General features: G+C 70.6%; 19 protein-coding genes. 5 read left to right on the forward strand and 14 right to left on the reverse strand.

Annotated elements, in window-relative coordinates:
• Positions 1-42 precede the first annotated feature (42 nt).
• A complete protein-coding gene (locus AB0F17_RS11580; RefSeq protein WP_358020078.1) occupies positions 43-870 on the forward strand; it encodes an alpha/beta hydrolase in 828 nt (275 codons plus the stop codon).
• On the opposite strand, the gene AB0F17_RS11585 is transcribed toward AB0F17_RS11580, so the two are convergent.
• The 10 genes from AB0F17_RS11585 to AB0F17_RS11630 all read right to left on the reverse strand — a co-directional run bounded on the left by AB0F17_RS11585 (position 867) and on the right by AB0F17_RS11630 (position 11,207).
• Positions 867-1,811, reverse strand: a complete 945-nt coding sequence (locus AB0F17_RS11585) for a hypothetical protein (protein ID WP_358020081.1) — start codon at positions 1,809-1,811, stop codon at positions 867-869. The two genes, AB0F17_RS11580 and AB0F17_RS11585, sit on opposite strands and share 4 nt — an antisense overlap.
• Complete coding sequence (locus AB0F17_RS11590; RefSeq protein ID WP_358020084.1) at positions 1,808-3,025, reverse strand: FAD-dependent oxidoreductase; 1,218 nt, start codon at positions 3,023-3,025, stop codon at positions 1,808-1,810. The genes AB0F17_RS11585 and AB0F17_RS11590 overlap by 4 nt, the downstream gene beginning before the upstream one ends.
• A complete protein-coding gene (locus AB0F17_RS11595; protein WP_358020087.1) occupies positions 3,022-3,714 on the reverse strand; it encodes an SDR family oxidoreductase in 693 nt (230 codons plus the stop codon). Before AB0F17_RS11595 ends, AB0F17_RS11590 begins: the two co-directional genes overlap by 4 nt.
• Positions 3,711-4,475 (reverse strand): sugar isomerase domain-containing protein, encoded by a 765-nt coding sequence (locus AB0F17_RS11600; protein ID WP_358020090.1) that lies wholly within the window; start codon positions 4,473-4,475, stop codon positions 3,711-3,713. The genes AB0F17_RS11595 and AB0F17_RS11600 overlap by 4 nt, the downstream gene beginning before the upstream one ends.
• Positions 4,472-5,326: an ROK family protein gene (locus tag AB0F17_RS11605; protein ID WP_358020093.1), complete on the reverse strand. Its 855-nt coding sequence runs from the start codon at positions 5,324-5,326 to the stop codon at positions 4,472-4,474. Before AB0F17_RS11605 ends, AB0F17_RS11600 begins: the two co-directional genes overlap by 4 nt.
• Positions 5,323-7,368, reverse strand: a complete 2,046-nt coding sequence (locus AB0F17_RS11610) for a hypothetical protein (protein ID WP_358020096.1) — start codon at positions 7,366-7,368, stop codon at positions 5,323-5,325. The genes AB0F17_RS11605 and AB0F17_RS11610 overlap by 4 nt, the downstream gene beginning before the upstream one ends.
• Positions 7,365-8,165 (reverse strand): carbohydrate ABC transporter permease, encoded by an 801-nt coding sequence (locus AB0F17_RS11615; protein ID WP_358020099.1) that lies wholly within the window; start codon positions 8,163-8,165, stop codon positions 7,365-7,367. Before AB0F17_RS11615 ends, AB0F17_RS11610 begins: the two co-directional genes overlap by 4 nt.
• The gene (locus AB0F17_RS11620) at positions 8,162-9,079 is read right to left on the reverse strand and encodes a sugar ABC transporter permease (protein ID WP_358020102.1); all 918 of its coding nucleotides are present in this window, start codon (positions 9,077-9,079) and stop codon (positions 8,162-8,164) included. The genes AB0F17_RS11615 and AB0F17_RS11620 overlap by 4 nt, the downstream gene beginning before the upstream one ends.
• Positions 9,076-10,362, reverse strand: a complete 1,287-nt coding sequence (locus tag AB0F17_RS11625) for an ABC transporter substrate-binding protein (RefSeq protein ID WP_358020105.1) — start codon at positions 10,360-10,362, stop codon at positions 9,076-9,078. The genes AB0F17_RS11620 and AB0F17_RS11625 overlap by 4 nt, the downstream gene beginning before the upstream one ends.
• Before the next feature lie 77 nt (positions 10,363-10,439).
• A complete protein-coding gene (locus tag AB0F17_RS11630; protein ID WP_358020108.1) occupies positions 10,440-11,207 on the reverse strand; it encodes a GntR family transcriptional regulator in 768 nt (255 codons plus the stop codon).
• A 109-nt stretch (positions 11,208-11,316) separates the two neighbouring features.
• Between AB0F17_RS11630 and AB0F17_RS11635 the strand changes: the two genes are divergently transcribed.
• The 3 genes from AB0F17_RS11635 to AB0F17_RS11645 all read left to right on the forward strand — a co-directional run bounded on the left by AB0F17_RS11635 (position 11,317) and on the right by AB0F17_RS11645 (position 14,742).
• Positions 11,317-12,729, forward strand: a complete 1,413-nt coding sequence (locus AB0F17_RS11635) for an FG-GAP-like repeat-containing protein (protein WP_358020111.1) — start codon at positions 11,317-11,319, stop codon at positions 12,727-12,729.
• Between the two features lie 115 nt (positions 12,730-12,844).
• A complete protein-coding gene (locus AB0F17_RS11640; RefSeq protein ID WP_358020113.1) occupies positions 12,845-14,008 on the forward strand; it encodes a histidinol-phosphate transaminase in 1,164 nt (387 codons plus the stop codon).
• A gap of 113 nt (positions 14,009-14,121) precedes the next feature.
• On the forward strand, positions 14,122-14,742 hold the full coding sequence (locus AB0F17_RS11645) for a DUF305 domain-containing protein (protein ID WP_358020116.1): 621 nt from the start codon (positions 14,122-14,124) through the stop codon (positions 14,740-14,742).
• A gap of 18 nt (positions 14,743-14,760) precedes the next feature.
• On the opposite strand, the gene AB0F17_RS11650 is transcribed toward AB0F17_RS11645, so the two are convergent.
• The 3 genes from AB0F17_RS11650 to AB0F17_RS11660 all read right to left on the reverse strand — a co-directional run bounded on the left by AB0F17_RS11650 (position 14,761) and on the right by AB0F17_RS11660 (position 16,207).
• Complete coding sequence (locus AB0F17_RS11650; RefSeq protein ID WP_358020119.1) at positions 14,761-15,363, reverse strand: TetR family transcriptional regulator; 603 nt, start codon at positions 15,361-15,363, stop codon at positions 14,761-14,763.
• A 69-nt stretch (positions 15,364-15,432) separates the two neighbouring features.
• The gene (locus tag AB0F17_RS11655; RefSeq protein ID WP_358020122.1) at positions 15,433-15,876 is read right to left on the reverse strand and encodes a protein-tyrosine phosphatase family protein; all 444 of its coding nucleotides are present in this window, start codon (positions 15,874-15,876) and stop codon (positions 15,433-15,435) included.
• A 16-nt stretch (positions 15,877-15,892) separates the two neighbouring features.
• The gene (locus tag AB0F17_RS11660) at positions 15,893-16,207 is read right to left on the reverse strand and encodes a cupin domain-containing protein (RefSeq protein ID WP_358020125.1); all 315 of its coding nucleotides are present in this window, start codon (positions 16,205-16,207) and stop codon (positions 15,893-15,895) included.
• A gap of 72 nt (positions 16,208-16,279) precedes the next feature.
• On the opposite strand from AB0F17_RS11660, the gene AB0F17_RS11665 reads away from it, so the two are divergent.
• Entirely contained in the window at positions 16,280-17,305 is a 1,026-nt protein-coding gene (locus AB0F17_RS11665; protein WP_358020128.1) for a helix-turn-helix domain-containing protein, read from the forward strand.
• Here AB0F17_RS11665 and AB0F17_RS11670 read toward each other — a convergent pair.
• Positions 17,245-17,547 (reverse strand): winged helix-turn-helix domain-containing protein, encoded by a 303-nt coding sequence (locus AB0F17_RS11670; RefSeq protein WP_225293086.1) that lies wholly within the window; start codon positions 17,545-17,547, stop codon positions 17,245-17,247. The genes AB0F17_RS11665 and AB0F17_RS11670 overlap by 61 nt on opposite strands.
• Positions 17,548-17,573 lie beyond the last annotated feature (26 nt).

A 17,573-nucleotide genomic window follows, 5' to 3' on the forward strand; every position in this document is an offset into this window, starting at 1 on the left:
GAAGCGACAGTTTCGGTCATCCGTACAACTTGTGGAGGCCGTATGAAGCTTCTCTTGGCCGTCGTCGTGCTCATGCTGGGGGTTGTGGCCAGACCGGCCCAGGCCGCGGACACCATCGAGGCGCATTACAAGGTCGCCGGCCCCTGGACGGTCGCGACCGTCGACGCCCCGGGCTACAAGCTCTATTACCCGGCCGACCTCGGCGCCGGGGGCGTCAAGCATCCGATCATCACCTGGGGCAACGGCACGAACGCCGTGCCCACGCAGTATCCCGGGCTGCTCAACCAGCTCGCCTCCTGGGGCTTCGCCGTGGTCGCCTCGACCGACACCACGACCGGCACCGGATCCGAGATGATCGCCGCCGCCCAGTACCTGATCGCCAGGAACACCGACAGCTCCAGCGTCTTCTACGACAAGCTCGACGTGACGAAGGTCGGCGCGGTCGGCCACTCCCAGGGCGCCGGCGGCGCGGTGAACACGGCCACCAAGTCCGGTGGCCTGATCGACACCGTCATCCCCATCGCACTGCCCGCCTCCATCTGGGTGAGTTCGGGGGACGAGTTCTACGTCAACCAGCTCACCTGTCCGGTGCTGTTCGTCAGCGGCGCCAACGACACCCTCATCTCTCCCAACTCGGCCCTCCAGACGTACTACGGCCAGGTCCCAGGAGCGGCGGCGAAGGCGCAGCTCAAGGGCGCCGGCCACAACACGATCCAGGGCACCGGCGGCGGCTTCCTCGGTTACGTGACGGCCTGGCTGATGTACCAGCTCCAGGGCGACACCTACGCCAGGGGCGCCTTCGTCGGCAGCACCCCGGAGCTCAACACCAACACGAACTGGCAGAACCAGGTGGAGAAGAACCTGCCCTAACGGCGCAGTGCGAAGGCGGCGCGCGGGTTGCCGGTCAGCGCCGCCTTGGCCACCTCACCCAGACCCGCGGCCTCCAGCCGCGGCACGAACCGCTCCAAGAGGTACGGCAGGCCGGGCCCACCACCCAGACTCGGCCAGTACGATCTGCGCGCCAGGTCCATCCCGAACAGCACCCGATCCCCCAGCCCGTGCCCGGCGAGCTCGGCGACGAGCGCGACGACGTCACTGTCCGGGCCGTACTTGATCCGTCCGGGCCGATCGAAGGCCAGATAAGCCCCTCTCTCCGCCAAGGAGATGAGATATCCGGCGTCGGGATTGTGGTCGATGTGCCCGAGCACCACCCGATCGGCCGCCACCCCTTCGGCGGCCAGCGCGTCGAGCAGTTCGTGCCCCATCGTGCCCTTGTCGCAGTGCGTGACGACCGGCACCCCGCTCCGCCGCGCGGCGCCGGCCACCGCGCTGATCAGCCGCGCCACACCGCGCCCGAACGCGTGGTACCCAGTGGCGATCTTGATGGCCCCCGCGCGGGCCGACGACCGCCGCACCAGCGGCCCCACCAGCCCGTACTCGTCCATGCCCAGCTCGATCTCCGTCACGAGAAGCTCGGTGATCTCGTCGACCGAGTAGTGGTGCAGCCAGTGCGCGTCGCTGTAGTACCCGCTCTTGTGGAACCCGGTCACCGCGATCACGTGCAGCCCGGTCCGCTCCGCCAGCTCCTTCATCAGCGACGGGCTGCGGCCGAAGCCGAGCGGCGTCATCTCCACCACCGCGGACAGGCCGAGCCGCTGCGCCTCCGTCACCTCCACGACGGCGGCGTCGAGGGAGTCGAGCCGGTAGTCCGGCTCGTTGCGCACCGGCCAGTCACCGGTCATGAACAGGTGCTCGTGCGCGTAGGTGATGCCGATCTCCTCGACATCCCCCAGCACGGTCCGGACCGTCACAGCAGCGCTCCTCCTTCTCGCAGCCGCGTACGCAGCAGCTCGACGTCCACCGCCGCGGGCTCCACCCCCGCCTGTACGGCCAGCGCCGCCGCCGTCCCCGCCGCCTGCCCCATCGCCATGCACTGCCCCATGGACCGGGCGGAGGCGTGGGCGTCGTGCGTGGCCGACAAAGAGCGCCCGGCCACGATCAACCCGCCGACCTCGACGGGGAGCAGGCACCGGTACGGGATGCCGTAGGTGCCGAAATCGTGGACGTACTCCCAGCGCGTGGCGTCCCCCGAGGCATGGTCCTCGATGGGCGCGCCGCACCGCGCGATCGTGTCGGGAAAATCCCTTCCCGCCAACACATCATCAGAAGTCAGGACATATCGTCCGACCAGGCGTCGTGACTCCCGTACGCCGATACGTACGGACGTGCTCAGCAGCACGGCCGAGCCGTACCCCGGCACCTTCGCCCGCAGGAAGCCGACGTAGTCGCGGACCTGCCGCCGCCCCACCCGCTCGGCCTCCGCCAACTGGACCGGATCGGTCGGATCGAGGCCGGTCACCCGCGTGAGGTTGGTGTGCACGATCCCGTCGTTCACCGTCCTGTGCACGGACCCCTCGCGCCTCGGCAGGTCGGCATCGGCCATCAGCGCGTGCAGCTCCGCCGTGCTGGTGGCGGACAGATCGACCCCGCCGAGCCGGAACGTGGCCGTCATCGGCTGCAGCCGCATCCCTGGGCGTTCGAGGGTGGCGCCGGCCCGCCAGGCCACCTCGGCGTCCCCGGTGGCGTCGATCACCACCTGGGCCTTGACCAGGAAGCGGCCCGCCACGGTCTCCACGACGACGCCGGTGCCGGGCACGAAGTCGCAGACCCTGGCGTGCAGCAGCGCGTCCGGGACGAGCGCGTCCCAGACCAGCTTGAGCTCCTCGGGCTCGTAGGTCACCCCGGTGCCCGCGCCATAGGTGTTGGGCCGCTCGAAGGCGGCTCCGGCCTCGAACAGCCGCTCGCACACCTCCCAGCCGACGCCGCCGACGACCCGCCGCGAGACGGGGCCGGGGGCGTAGAAGCCGTAGAAGGTGTCGAGCACCGCGGCGCCCGTACCGCCGAGGAAGCCCGCCGACTCCACCAGCAGGCACGACGCCCCGGAACGCACCGCCGCGACGGCGGCCGCGCACCCGGCGCTGCCCCCGCCCGCGACCACCACGTCGCCTTCCCACAGCACGTTCATCGCAGGTGCCACCCTCCGTCGACGGGGATGACCGCGCCCGTGGTCCGCCCGGACGACGGCGACAGCAGCCACAGCACGGCCTGCGCGACCTCCTCCGGCTGGCACGGCCCGGCGCCGAGCGGCATCAGCGAGGGCAGCTTGGCCTTGACGGACTCGGAGGTCCGGGCGCGGCGGCTCATCGGCGTGGCCACCAGCCCGGCCGAGATCAGGTTGACGCGTACGCCGTGCGGCGCCGCCTCGCGGGCCGCGGTCCTGATCAGCGGGATCAGCGCGCCCTTGGCCGAGGCGTAGGCCACGGTGCGGAAGTCGTCGTCGAGCGACGAGCCCAGCGCCGAGCCGATCACCACGATCGAGCCGCCCTCCCGCATCGCCGGGATCGCCGCGCGCAGCAGCCGGAACACCGACTCGTGGTTGACCCGGTGCACCTCGTGCCACGCCGTGTCGGTGCACTCGACCACGCCGCCGTCGCCGAGCGAGCGGCCCGACATGCCGACCGCGTGCACGACGCCGGAGATCTGCCCGTGTACGGCCGTCGCCTGGGCCAGGGCCTTCTCCGCGTGCCCCGGCGCGGTGATGTCGATGCCGCCGGCCAGGTCCACGCCGAAGGCGGCCCCGCCGGTGGCCTCGACCGCCTCCAGGCAGGCGCGGCCGATGCCGCCGTCCGAGCCGGCCACCAGTACGGCGCTCATGCTTTCCTGAGGACGGCGGCGGCGCGGCGGGCGTGCTCGAGATAGGCGGCCTCGAACAGCTCCTCGGAGCGCGGGCCGCCGACGAGCTTGGCGCTGGAGATGACCGGCGGGATCCAGCCGCCCGCGACGAGCAGCTCGGCCGTACGGACCTTGATCTCGTTGACCACGGAGACCGCGGCCACCGTGCTGCCCGGGCCCACCGGCTCGGCCAGCCCGTCGACGGAGCACATCGCGTCACCGACCGGGGTGCACAGGTCGATCACCACGTCGGCGTGGTCGGCGAGCCGGGTCCCGCTGGGATGGCCGGGCTCGACGGCCGTGGTCTCCCGCATCGACGTCACGGCCACCACGGGCAGTCCCGCCTTGCGCAGTCCCATCGCCATCTCGATCGGCACGGCGTTCAGCCCGCTGACGCTGAACACGATGGCCGCGTCGGTCGGCCGCAGCTCGAAGTTGGCCAGGATGGCGTCGGCGAGCCCTTCGACCCGCTCGATGAACATCGCCTGCCGCATCCCGTTCGACCCGGCCACCTGGGTGTAGAACGTCGTCGACAGGTCCACGATGGGATGGAAGCCGGGATAGGAGCCATAGCGGGGGAACATCTCCTCCACCCCCATCCGCGAATGCCCGGTGCCGAACGTGTGCACCACGCCCCCGCCGCCGATGGCCGCCGCAGCGATCCGCGCGGCCGCGGCAAGGGTCTCCTCCTGTGTCCGCTCGATCTCGCCGAGCAACTCCATCGCGCGCCGTATCCATTTCATCCAGATCTCCTCCCATAGAGCGCGGCGCCGATCGCCCCTGCCATCGGGCCGAGTACGGCAGGTAGCACCGCGATGTCCCCAATAAGCGGACGTCGCCGCTCAAGTTCTGTGTTCAGGGCGGATCGCATGAGATCGAGCGCGCCAGCGACCCCGCCGCCCACGACCACCGTGCCGACGCCGAAGAACGCCGCCGCGTCGCCCAAGGCGATGCCGAGCGCCCAACCGGCTCTGGAGAGCACGCCCTGCGCCCGCCCGTCACCCGCCCTGGCGGCCTCGGCGACGACTTCGGGCGGGCCGGAACCGAAGGCCCGCACGATGCCGGACGCGCCGGCGAACGTCTCCACGCAACCCCGGTTGCCGCAGCAGCACACCGGCCCCCAGGGGGCGACCGTGACGTGCCCGATCTCGCCGAGATTGTCGCGAGGGCCGACGAGTATCCCGCCGCGCAGCGCCACCGCCCCGCCCACCCCGGTTCCGAGCACCGCGAACAGCACGTCGGGCAGCCCGCGAGCCGCCCCGAGGAGCAGCTCCGCGAGCCCGAACGCGCGGGCGTCGTTGACCACGGTCACCGGTGTCCCGGTCAGGGCGCCCAGTCGCGGGCCGACCGGATAGCCGTCCCAGTCCCCGGGCGGGTTCGGTACGAACAGCGCGGTCCCGGTCTCCCTGTCCACATGGCCGGGCAGCCCGATCCCGATGCTCTCCACGCGCTGGGCGGCCAGCGAGGCCACGAACGCCATCGTCTCGTCGGGGTTCGGCGGTGTGGGGACGGTGCCCATGCTGACCACCTCGTCCGCGTCGAGCAGCACCCATTTGATGTACGTTCCGCCGACGTCGACCCCGAGCCGGGTCACGGCCCGATCCTCAGGACGCGCGACTCGAAGCCGGCGTCATCGTGCGCCTTGGCCGGGCGGAACGGCTCGACGCCGAGCAGCCGCAGGTAGGCCAGCAACGGCTGGGAGTGGCTGTGCAGGTTGGCGACGGGGTACGCCTGCATGGCGACGCCGACCTCGGCCAGGTCCCATGTGCGGCCCGGCCGCTCGGTCTCGGGCGCCAGATAGGCGTCGGGGCCGGACAGCGTGCCCTCCCATACGTCCGGATAGGCAGCCGTATGGGCGGCCAGGGACATCCGGCGCCACCACTTCCAGCCCAGCTCGGGAACGTGCTCGGCGGCGGCCCAGATCAGCGTCATGTTGATCGCGTACCAGATCGTGCCGACCCCGCCGGGACCGTACCCGCCCCGGTCGGGCCAGCGCAGCCGAGCGCCCAGCGGCGAGTCCGCGGCGGAGGTCCGCTCGATAGTGTGCAACAGCTCCACAGCCCGCTCAGGTGACGCGGCACCGCTCAGAATGGCCCAAGGCTGCACTTCCAGCCACAGGTCGGACTCCCCGACGACCGCTCCGGGGCCGTACGCGCGGCGGTACCACCGCCCGTTCCACTCGCCCGCCACCAGGTCGCGCAGCTCCTCGCCGAGCTTGCGGGCCTCGGCCGCGGTCGCGTGGTCGCCGAGCCGCTCGGCCAGGATCGCGTAGCGCGGCAGGACCCAGGCGGCCATGGCCGAGTTCAGGACCGATTCGCCGTGCGAGATCATCACCTCGCGGGCCACGCCGCTCTCGGTGATGGCCATGTCGTTCCAGTCGGCGTTCAGTATCCGCAGGTGGCCGTGCTCTCCCCGGCCCACCACGTCGGTGAGGAACCTGAACTGCCGGCGCAGGTTCTCGCCGAGCGGCACCGGCGCGGCCCCGTGGACCGGGTGGTACGGCACGGCCTCGGCGAAAGCCGCCACGTCGCCCGTCGCGCTCAGGTATTCGGCTGCCAGCCACAGGGCCCACAGGTTCTGGTCCGAGGGGCGGAACAGGTCGGTCCATGGCCGCTTGTCCGGTCCGAGCGCATAAGGCAGGTCACCGTCGGGGCCGCCCCAGGCGCACGTGTTGCGCAGCACGGACAGCGCCAGGTCCGGCTCGATGTACACCAGCGGCAGCGCGTGCTGGAGCGGGTCGCGCGCGGCGCCGTTGAAGCCGTGCCGGAAGGAGTAGCACGAGCCCTGGTCGAGGGTGTGCCCGCCGAGCACGCCGTCGGCGCAGGCCGCGCCGGTCAGCAGCGCCGCGTGCCACGGGACCTCCCGCTCGGCCTCGGGCGCCCGCGCGGCGACCGCCCTCGGCAGCCGGTCACGCAGCGCGGCGATGCTGCCGTCGAACTCCCCCGCGCCGCTGGACGACGGGGCTGCGGTCCCGCCGTCCAGCAGGCCGTACCTTCTGGATGACGGGGCTGCGGTCCCGTCGTCCAGCAGGCCGTACCTCAGCTCCAGCAGCCGCTCTTCGCCCGCCGCCAGATCCAGAGGTACAGTCAGGTGGCCGGACCCGGTCCTGGCCCCGCCGATGAGTTCGAGCTCCAGCCCGGGATCCTCGGCCGGCTTCGCACCGGTGATGAGCTCGACCCGGGCGGCTCCGGGCGTCCACTCCTCGGTCAGCTCCAGCCGTACCGGCTCGTCCAGCAGGTTGCGCACGCGCAGCCGGATCAGCACCCACGGCTGCTCGCCCTCGGGGCACAGCACCGTACGCTCCAGCGTCATCCGGTCATCGGCGACCCGGACGATCGCGAACGTCGGCCCGAAGATCCGCTCCGATCCCGAAATATCGGTAGAAAGGGTCCCGGCACGGGTGACGCCCGTGCCCCGCGTGAGCCACAGCAGCCCGGTGTGCTCGTCGAAGAGGTCGCTGAGCCCGTAGTTGTCCGCGACCAGGGTGATGCGCCGGTTCCCGACATGGACGAAGTGCCGCCGGGTGAGCGGATCCAGGACCGGATTCCACTCCGCGCGCGGGTCACTCTCCTGGTCCATCGTGTACGCGAAGGCAGGCAGTCCGTACGCCGTGGTCCATTCGCCGAACGCGCTCATTTCCGTACCCCTCCCAGGGTCAGCCCCGCGACGTAGTAGCGCTGCAGCAGGAACATCAGCACCAGCGGCGGCACCGCCGTGATCAGGGCCGCGGTGCTGACCAGGCCGATGCTGAAGTCGTACTCCGTCTGGATCTGCGAAAGCCCCACCGGCAGCGGCCAGAGACCGGGATCGTTGGCCACGATGAGCGGCCACAGCAGGTTGTCCCACTGCGCGAGGAACTGCAGCAGGAAGAGCGTGAGCAGCGCGGGCCGCAGCAGCGGCGCCCCTATGCGGAGGAAGATCCGCAACTCGGTCGCGCCGTCCACCCGCGCCGACAGCAGCAGCTCATGCGGGATGGCCAGAGCGAACTGACGGACCAGGAACACCCCGAACGCGCTCATCATGAACGGCACGATCATGCCCTGGTAGGAGTTGATCCAGCCCAGCTCCTTGACGATGAGGTACATCGGCACGAGCACCACGATCGGCGACAGCGAGAGCGTCCCCACGATGAGCGCGAACAGCACCCCGCTGCCCGGAAATCGGAGCTGCGCGAGCGCGTAGCCGGCGGCCGAGGAGAAGATCACTTCGAGTACGCCGATGCTGAGCGCGAGGATCAGGCTGTTGCGCAGATAGACGGGGAAGTCACCCTGGTTGAACAGCTGGGAGACGTGCGCGCCCAGTTGGGACGCGTCGAAGCCGAACCCGCCGAGATCGGTCGCGTCCGACGCCGACGAGACCGCGAACATCGCGTACACCGGCAGCAGCAGGACGGCCACGACCAGCGTCAGCAGCGTGCCACGGACCACCTTCACCCGTCCTCACCTCCCCTGAGCACCCTGAACTGCACCAGCGAGAGCGCCAGCATGGCCACCAGCAGCACCATCGCGATCGCCGAGGCGTAGCCCATGCGCTCGAACCCGAAGCCGGTCGCCCACAGATAGAGCGGCAGCACCTCGGTGGCGCCCGCCGGCCCGCCCTTGGTCAGCAGGAAGGCGGGCACGAACGACTGCATCGCTCCGACCACCGCGATGACCAGCACGAACAGCAGCGTGCGGCGCAGCAGCGGAAGCGTGATGCGGTAGAAGATCCGCACCGGACCGGCGCCGTCGAGCTCGGCCGCCTCGAAGACGCTCAGCGGCAGCCCCTGCAACCCCGCGGTCAGGATGATCACGAACAGTCCGAGATGCTTCCACGTCGTCATGATCACCAGGGCCCAGAGCGCGAGCCCCTCGTCGGTCAGCCACGGCTTCGGCTCCGCCCCGACCAGCCCGATCAGCGCGTTCGCCAGGCCCTTCTCGGCGAAGATCACCGACCACACCATCGAGGTGGCCACCAGCGGCATCGCCGCCGGGATCATGACCAGCCCGCGGAGGAAGGCGTTGTACCTGCCCGGCTTGCTCAGCGGCACCGCGATCGCCAGGCCGAGCACGATCGACGGGACCACCGACCCGACCGTGTAGGCGGCGGTGACGCGGGCCGAGTTCCAGAAGCCGGGGTCGCCGAGCATCCTGCGGTAGTTGGCAAGGCCGGTCCATTCGGGCGTCCCGGCCAGGTCGTAGCTGGTGAAGCTGAGATACACGGCCACGACGAACGGCACGAGCCAGAAGACCAGGAAGTAGACCGCCGCCGGCAGGGCCAGCAGACCGCCGGTACGGGCCTCCGCCCATCGCTGGCCCTTGCCCGAGACCCGGGCGATGGGCGGCACCAGCCGTAAGGAAACCGTCACAACGTGATCCGCATCGCCTGGTCGAAGTCCGCGGCCGCCTGCTCGGGCGTCTTCTTGCCGAAGGCGACCGCGTCGGCGGCGTCGGTCAGCGACTTGGCCATCTCGTTCCACACCGGCGTCTGCGGGCCGAAGTCGGCGTGCGGGGCGGCGGCCGCCATGATCTCCAGCGCCTTCGGGTCGGCACCCGGCAGCTTCTCCCAGCCCTTGACCGGCGTGAGCAGGCTGGCGTCCTTGAGCTGCTTGGCCGCGACGTCCTCGCGCTGGAGGTAGTCGACGAAGTGCCAGGCGGTGTACGGCAGCTTCGACTGCTTGGCCACCGCCCAGCCCCAGGTGTAGGCGGGGGCGACGGGCTGCCCCGCGTCCCAGCGCGGCATCGGGGCGATGTCGAAGACCTTGCCGAACGTCAGCTTGGGGTTCAGCGTGGGGAACAGGTCCATCGCGAACAGCCCGGAGACCAGCATGGCCGCCTCCCCGGTGGCGAACAGCCCGAAGCCGGACAGCGGGTTCGACAGCTTCGCGTTGCCCAGGCTCCCGTAGTAACGCAGCGCCTCGACCCCCGCGTCAGTGGCCAGCGTCGCCTTGCTCGCGTCGTCGCTGAGTATCCCGCCGCCCTTCCCCTTGACCAGGGCGAGCAGTTGCATCAGCGTCCACTGCGGGTTGCCCAGGATCCACTGCAGGCCCACCTTCTTGCCGTCGGCCGAGGTCAGCCTCTTGCTGTACTCGGCGACCTCCTCCCAGGTCGTGGGCGGCTTGTCCGGATCGAGCCCGGCTTCTACGAACCTGTCCCGGCGGTAGTAGAGGTAGCAGATCGTGTAGTCGATGGGGACGCCGTAGACCTTGCCCTCGTACGACAGCGAGCCGATCGCGTGCGGGTCGTAGTCCTGGATCAGCGCCTTCTCGTCGGCCACCCCCATGGCCTTGGGGATGATCGGGGCGAGCCGGCCCTTGCGCGCGTGGCCGGGGATGGTCCAGCCACCGATCTTGAACAGGTCGGGCGGCACGTCACCGGCGAAGGCGGTCAGCAGCTTGGCGTCGAGCTGGGCCACCGGCACGTAGAGCGGGGTGATGTCGACCCCGCCGAACTCCTGCATGTATTTGCGCAGCAGCGGGGTGAAGACCGCGTCGTACGACTTGGTCTGGTGCAGCCAGACGGAGATCTTCCCCCGCGGCACCCCGTCGGTGGGCACGGTGGGCACCGGGTCCGAGCCGCAGGCGGCGAGCACGCCGGACGCCGTGGCCAGCGCGGCGGTTCTGAGCAGGTTGCGCCGGGTCAACATGGTCATGCTCAACCTCCGGAAGGCAGGGCTCCGCCACCGGACCGCGGGGTGGCGAGGTGTTGGGGGGGGTGGTGGTGGGAGGGTTACTGGCCCATCAGGGCGTTCTTGGCGTCGTTGAGCTCCACGGAGAACACGGCGAAGTCGCCGCGCGCGTGGCGGATGGTGTATTCGAGCGCGACGCCGCTCTCGGTGCACGTGTTGCGGGCGGTGGCCAGCAGGGCGGCGGCGATGGGGACGTGCAGCAGCTCGGCGAGCCGGTAGTCGGCGTTGACCGCCCCGATGGTCTCCCTGCCGCTCGCGGGAGTCAGTCCGTACTTCATGCGCAGCAGGTCGTACAGCGAACCGGTCAGGTCCTCGTCGAGGATGCCGGGCACCAGCTCGACGGGCAGGTGGGCGCTCTCCAGCATGCAGGGCGCGCCTTCGATCAGCCGCAGCCGCTCGACGAAGACGACCTGCTGCTCCTCGCGCAGGCCGAGCGCCACGGCGACCTCGGCGCCCGCCGGCTGCAGATGGGCCTTGAGCACGCGCGTCGTCGGCTTGCGGCCGAGCCGCGCCATCGTCTCGGTGAAGCCGACCGGGCGCGCCCCCAGCTCGGGGGCCACGGCCAGCGGCGCGGTGTAGGTGCCGCTGCCCTGCCTGGCCACCAGCAGGCCCTCCTGCACCAGGTCGCCGATCGCCCGGCGGGCCGTCGCCCGGCTCACGCCCGCGTAGACCATGAGGTCCTTCTCTGCGGGGATCAGCGTGTCGGGCTCGCAGTCGCGGATGACCGCCCGCAGGCGCTCGCGTAGCTGGTAGTAGAGCGGCACAGCGGCTGACGGGTCGAGACCCAGCCGGCGTTCCCAGTCGGTCATACGCTCACGTCCCAAGTTGTACGGACGACCGTATCTTTTCTGCTCGACCTGGATGGTGTCAACCACTCGTTGTGTATCGTGCTGAGATCGAGGGCTAGGTGGAGGATCTGTGTGGGGTGTCGCGAGTGCGGTGATCTGCGCGTCCATGGTGCTGGCGCCTCATGGAGGCGGCACCACCGGGCCCACCGCCAAGCCCCCCTCCGGGCTCGCCACTGTCGACTTCAACGGTGACGGCTTCGAGGACTACGCCATCTCAGCACCGGCGGGCACGGTCGGCCACACCCTTAAAGCCGGATATATCGCCATCTTGTATGGCGCGGCCAGTGGTGTCGATCCCGCCCGGCGCCGGATCCTCCACCTCGACAGCGCCAACGTGCCGAACGACCCCGTGGCCGCGGACGCGTTCGGGGCCCGCACGGCCGCCGGCGACTTCAACGCCGACGGCTACACCGATCTGGCCGTCGGCTCGTACAACCCCTTCGATCTGGACCGGCGGTTCGTCACCCTGCTGTGGGGTGGCAAGGACGGGCTGGCGCTGGGCACCCCGCTGATCGACCCCCCGCGCGCCGGGGTCCCGCCGGACCTGGTCGACCGGGCCGAGGGCCGGGAACTGGCCGCCGGGGACTTCGACGGCGACGGCAGTGACGACCTGGTCGCCACCGGAGAGAGGGGGACCGTGAACATCTTTCACGGCCCGTTCCAGCGTGACGGCCGCCCCGCCCGCAAGGTCACCCTGGACGGGTCCTACGAGCAGCCGACCAGGCTGGTCGCGGGCGACCTGACCGGCGACGGCAAGGACGACCTGGTCACCATGCACGCCTGGGAGGAGACGGCCGAGCCGTCCCTGTTCTGGAAGGGCGGCCCGCAGGGCCTCGCCGGGCGGCCGGCGCGGCTGGACGCGGCCACCACCGCCACGGTGGGCGACATCGACGGCGACCACTACGGCGACCTGGCGATGCGCGTCATCCCCGGTGGCTTCGTCGACACGCTCAAGAGCGACAAGGGCACCATCAAGGTCCTGTACGGCTCGGCGGACGGCCCCGGCCGTCGCACCCGTACCCTCACCCAGGACAGCCCCGGCGTGCCGGGGACGGGAGAGCGAGGCGACCAGTTCGGCTTCGATCTGGCCGCCGGGGACGTGGACGGCGACGGGTACGCCGACCTCGCCGCCGGTCTGCCCGGCAAGGCCGGTGGCGGCGCCGTGCTGCTGTTCAGCGGCGGCAAGGGCGGCCCGGCCGGGGCGCGGCTGTTCACGCAGGCCAGTCCGGGCGTGCCCGGGACCGCCGAGGACGGGGACCGGTTCGGCGCCTCCGTCAGCCTGCGCGACCTCAACGGCGACGGCAAGGCCGACCTCGGCATCGGCGCCCCCGGAGAGAACGGCACGGCCGCCGGCACCGGCGCGGCCTGGGTGCTGCCCGGCTCGACCGGCGGTCTGACCACCGATGGCGCCCGCTCGTTCGACCCGGCCGCTCTCCAGGCGTCCGACACGGGCTCCCACCTGGGAATGTGGTCCGCCAAGTAGGGCCGTGGACGGGATCGTCCGGCGAGTGCGCGGGCCGAAAGGTCGTTATCGGCTGAACCGACTCCCAAAGCCACGCGTACCTACTCACGTCCGGACACGTGCCCCAGGAGGTGTCGTGGAGCTCAGCCTTTTGCGAGCGCAGGCGCACAGCCCTTCGTACTTCTCACTGCTGCGCGGCTCATCGGGTCAACGTGCCCCGGTGGACTTCTGCATCCCGTGTAACCCTTACTTCCCGACCCCGGAAATATTCGAGCATCTCGGGAGGAACCTGGAGACGATCCTTAAGTTCTATCCGAGCGACGCGGGCACGATCACCGCGGAGCTCTGCTCCACGCTGGGGCTTCATCCCCAGACGGTCGCCATGGGCAACGGCTCCACCGAGCTGATCACCTGGATCGACCACCTGCTGGTGAAGGAGAGCCTGGCGGTGCCGATCCCCACCTTCGGCCGCTGGACCGACCAGCCGATGGAGACCGGGAAGCGGGTCGACATGTTCCCGCTGACGGAGAGCCGCGGCTTCGCCCTCGACGTCAATGACTATGTCCGCTTCATCCGCATGCGCGGCTCCCGGGTGGCGGTGATCTGCAACCCCAACAACCCCGACGGTGGCTACCTGCCCAAACACGAGGTGCTGTGGCTGCTCGACCAGCTCATCGATCTGGATCTGGTGATCGTCGACGAGTCGTTCGGCGACTTCGTGGACGCCGAGCCGTACCCGGGCATAGCCGCCGAGGCCGCGGTCCGGCCCAACGTGATCGTGCTCCGCAGCCTGGGCAAGAACTTCGGGCTGCACGGCATCCGGTTCGGCTACATGGTCGCCAACCCGGCGCTGGCCGGGAAGATACGCGACGCGCTGCCCAAGTGGAACCTCAACTCGTTCGCCGAGGTCGTGGTGTTCATGATGAAGCAGTGCGTGCCCGAGTACCAGGAGAGCCTCAGGCGGCTCACCCAGGACAGAAGGACGATGTACCACCAGCTCAGCGCGATGCCGGAGCTCACCGTCTACGCCTCGCAGGGCAACTTCCTGCTGGTGAAGCTGCCACCTGGGCATGACGGGGTGCCGCTGCGCGACCACCTGCTCTCCGAGCACGGCGTGTACGTACGCGAGTGCGGCAACAAGCTGGGCACGACGAGCCAGTTCCTCCGGCTGGTGGTCCGCCCCCAGGAGGACGTACGGCGATTACTGGTCGGCATGACCCAGTACCTGTACTCCGGCAACCTGCACGAGGTGCCCGTCACCGGCCTGCACCATCGAGCGGTGAACCCGTTGTCGGCTTGACCCGGCCCCCGTCGCTGCTTCTGTGGTGCCGCGCTCGTCCACCCGGGCGCGGCACCACAGAAGCGGCGGCGGGGGGCTGAGCCGACCTGGCTGGATGGAGAGGGGACCACCAAGTGGGAAGGATCGCGTTGCGGGTCAGAACGCTCATCAACCGCACGGCCTCGTACACCGCCGCCACGGGCGCGCTCGCCCTGCTCACCGCGTGCGGGGGCACCGGCATGACCGGCCACGAGGGCATGTCGAGCGCCGCGCCCGTCGCCGCGACGGCGGCCAGGTCACCGTCGGCCAACGGCGCCGACGTGATGTTCACGCAGATGATGATCCCGCACCACGAGCAGGCGGTGGAGATGGCCGGCCTGGCGGCGTCCCGCGTGCGGGACGTCCAGATCAAGGAGCTCGCGGCGAAGATCAAGACCGACCAGGAGCGGGAGATCGGCATCATGAAGGGCTGGCTGACCGCATGGGGCAAGCCCGAGATGGCCGGCCACATGGGGCATGAGATGCCCGGCCTCCTGTCCGAGAAGGTGATGAAGCAGCTCGAGTCGGCCAAGGGCCAGGAGTTCGACAAGCTGTTCGTCCAGGGGATGATCGCGCATCACAACGGCGCGGTCGAGATGGCCCGCACCGAACAGACCGATGGGGCCGACCCCGAGGTCAAGAAGATGGCCGCGCACATGGTGATCCACCAGCGGGGCGAGGTCGCACTCCTCCAAGAGATCGGCCAGCGGCTCTGAACAGGACCGCCCAAGGCGTCATGCGGTCTCCCTGGGGCACAGCAGCGAGAGCATCGTCGTAACGAGCACCCGCTCGACGTCCGCCCGCTCCAGCCGTCCGGCCTCCACCTCCTGGGCGGCGCTGTGCAGAACGCCGAAGAACGTGGTCACCAGCCACGACAACGGCAGGTCGGTACGGAAGTCGCCGTCGTCCCGCCCACGGGCGATCAGACGCTCGATCCGCCGCAGGGGAACGTCGTGGTGCTCGCGGATCCGCTCCATGGGCAGCACCCGGTCGGCGGCCACGAACAGCCGCCGATGCCGGTCGAGCACCTCCCAGGAGGATCGCAGCAGCGCCGCCACGGCCTCGGGCGCCGGCGGCCCGTCGATGTCGACGCCCCCCAGCGCCAGGTCGGCGATGCTGATCGCGTGATCGAGCACGGCGTCGACCAGGGCCTCCCGAGACGGGAAGTGGCCGTAGAGCGTCACCCTGCCCACTCCCGCGGCCTTGGCCACGTCGGCGACGCTGGCGGCCGGGTCGGTGCTGAGCAGCCGCATGCCCGCGTCGAGGATCGCCGCGATGTTGCGCTCGGCGTCGGCGCGACGCGCTGGAACGGGCTGCCGGGCCGCGCTCTTCACCATGCCGTCCAGCCTACCTACGGGCCGGGCAAAGCCGACTCGCTACTATCCTCAATAGGCGCCAACATCATCTCAGTCCACGGGGAAGCGGGCGACCCAGCCGCGTTGCCACGGGGTCTCGACCGAGCGCCGATGATGGTTCTGCCTCGTCCAGGTGATCGCCTCGGCAGGGGACAGCCCGGAGAGCACGGCCAGGCAGGCGAGGACGGTGCCGGTGCGGCCGACCCCATGGCCGCAGGCCACCTCGACCCGCTCACCGGCACGGGCCTGCTCGTACAGCGCGCGGATCCGCCGGACGGCGTCGTCACGATCGCGGGGCAGGAGGAAGTCCGGCCAGTCGATCCAGTCGTGCGGCCAGGACAGCCCGGCCCCACCCCGCCGGCGTAACCCCGACGAACCCAGGTAGAGGCCGTAATCAGGAGCGGGCCCCGTAGGGGGCGCGTTCAGCAGGCCGCGGCCGCGGACCCAGGTCCCATCGGGGAGAGAGATCGCACCCGTCAACTGTAAGTCGGTCATGTCCCCATTCTGACGCTCAGTTGGCCAGGAGGTTGATGCCCAGCATGCGCGCTCCCGTCTCGGTCCGCGGCTGGTGCCGGCTGCCCGCGGCGAACACCACATAGGTCCCCGCTTGATACCGCGTCTCGCCCTCGATCACCTCACCGCTGAGCACGTAGTAGCGCTCCTCCCCCTCGTGTACGTCGACCTCGGGCCACTGCGTGCCGGGGGCGAAGTCGATGAGCCAGCCCCGAGCCCCCTCGGTCGCGGTGAGGCGCCTCCTGACGATGCCGGGCGCCACCTCCACCGGCTCGATGTCATCGATGTGCACTGCCTGCGCTTCTGGTTCCATGCCCGCCATCCTGGCGAGCTCGACCGGCACCCACCCAGTGCCAGAAAAGACGTCATGGAGTACTTTTCTGCCATGTCGTCAGAGCATCGTGTCGTCGCGCTGGCCAGCCCGCCGCTGGCGACGTTCGAGCTGAGCTGCGCCGCCGAGGTGTTCGCCACCGTGCGGCCGGGGCTCGCCCGCCACTACGACTTCCGCGTCTGCGCCGAGACACCGGGACCGGTGCCCACCCTGGCCGGTTATTCGATCACGGTCACCGAGGGCCTGACCGCGCTGGAGAACGCCGACACGGTCGTCATCCCGGGCTGGCAGACCCGCACGGCCCCGGCGGCCGTGCTCTCCGCGCTCCGCCGGGCGTACACGCGCGGCGCGCGGATCGCCGCCATCTGCTCGGGCGCGTTCGTCCTGGCGCAGGCCGGGCTGCTCGACGGACGGCGGGCCACCACCCACTGGCGGCTGGCGGCCGAGCTCGCCGAACGCTTCCCCGCCGTCACCGTCGATTCCGACGTGCTGTACGTGGACCACGGCGACGTCGCCACCAGCGCCGGCACCAGCGCGGGGATCGACCTGTGCCTGCATCTCGTCCGGGCCGACCACGGCGCCGCGTACGCCGCGAAGGTGGCCCGCCACATGGTCATGCCGCCGCACCGGGAGGGCGGGCAGCTCCAGTACGCCATCGCGCCATCGCGGGCCCGGGTGCCCGACTCCCTTGCTCCTTTGCTGGGCTGGGCCACGGAGCGGCTCGGCGAACCACTGACCGTCGACGACCTGGCGGCCCGCGCCGGTGTGTCGGCCCGGACGCTGGCCCGGATGTTCGCCGCCCAGCTCGGTACCAGTCCCGGTCAGTGGGTGCTCACGCAGCGCATCGCCGGGGCGCGAGCGCTGCTGGAGGAGACGGACCTGTCCGTGGACGCGATCGCCGGCCGGGTGGGCCTCTCCTCGGCCACGAACCTCCGCCGCCGCTTCCACGACGTCCTGCGCACCACCCCCGCCGCCTACCGGCGCGCCTTCCACCTGCGCACCCGGCCCGCGTCCATGGATCACCAATCGCCGCCCAGCGACTCCTTGGCCGCCGCGATCCGCCCCTCGTCCCGCTGGTAGAACACCCACTGTTTGATCTTCTTGCCGCGCACCAGCCCCGCCGCGCTGAGCACTTTCAGATGCCCGCCGCAGGTCGGCTGGCTCACACCGAGCTTCTCCGCGATGAACAGCGAGCAGACCCCGTCACTGACCAGGTCACCGTCACGCTGCGGCGGGAAGTGCCGCTCGGGCTCACGCAGCCATTCGAGGATCAGCAGCCGCTTGTCGTTGGCCAGCGCTTTGACCAGATCCACATCCACCACGAAGGCATTGTGGCAATTAGCTAACT

Origin of the sequence: Nonomuraea sp. NPDC026600 (assembly GCF_040638335.1) — a bacterium.
Taxonomy (GTDB): domain Bacteria; phylum Actinomycetota; class Actinomycetes; order Streptosporangiales; family Streptosporangiaceae; genus Nonomuraea.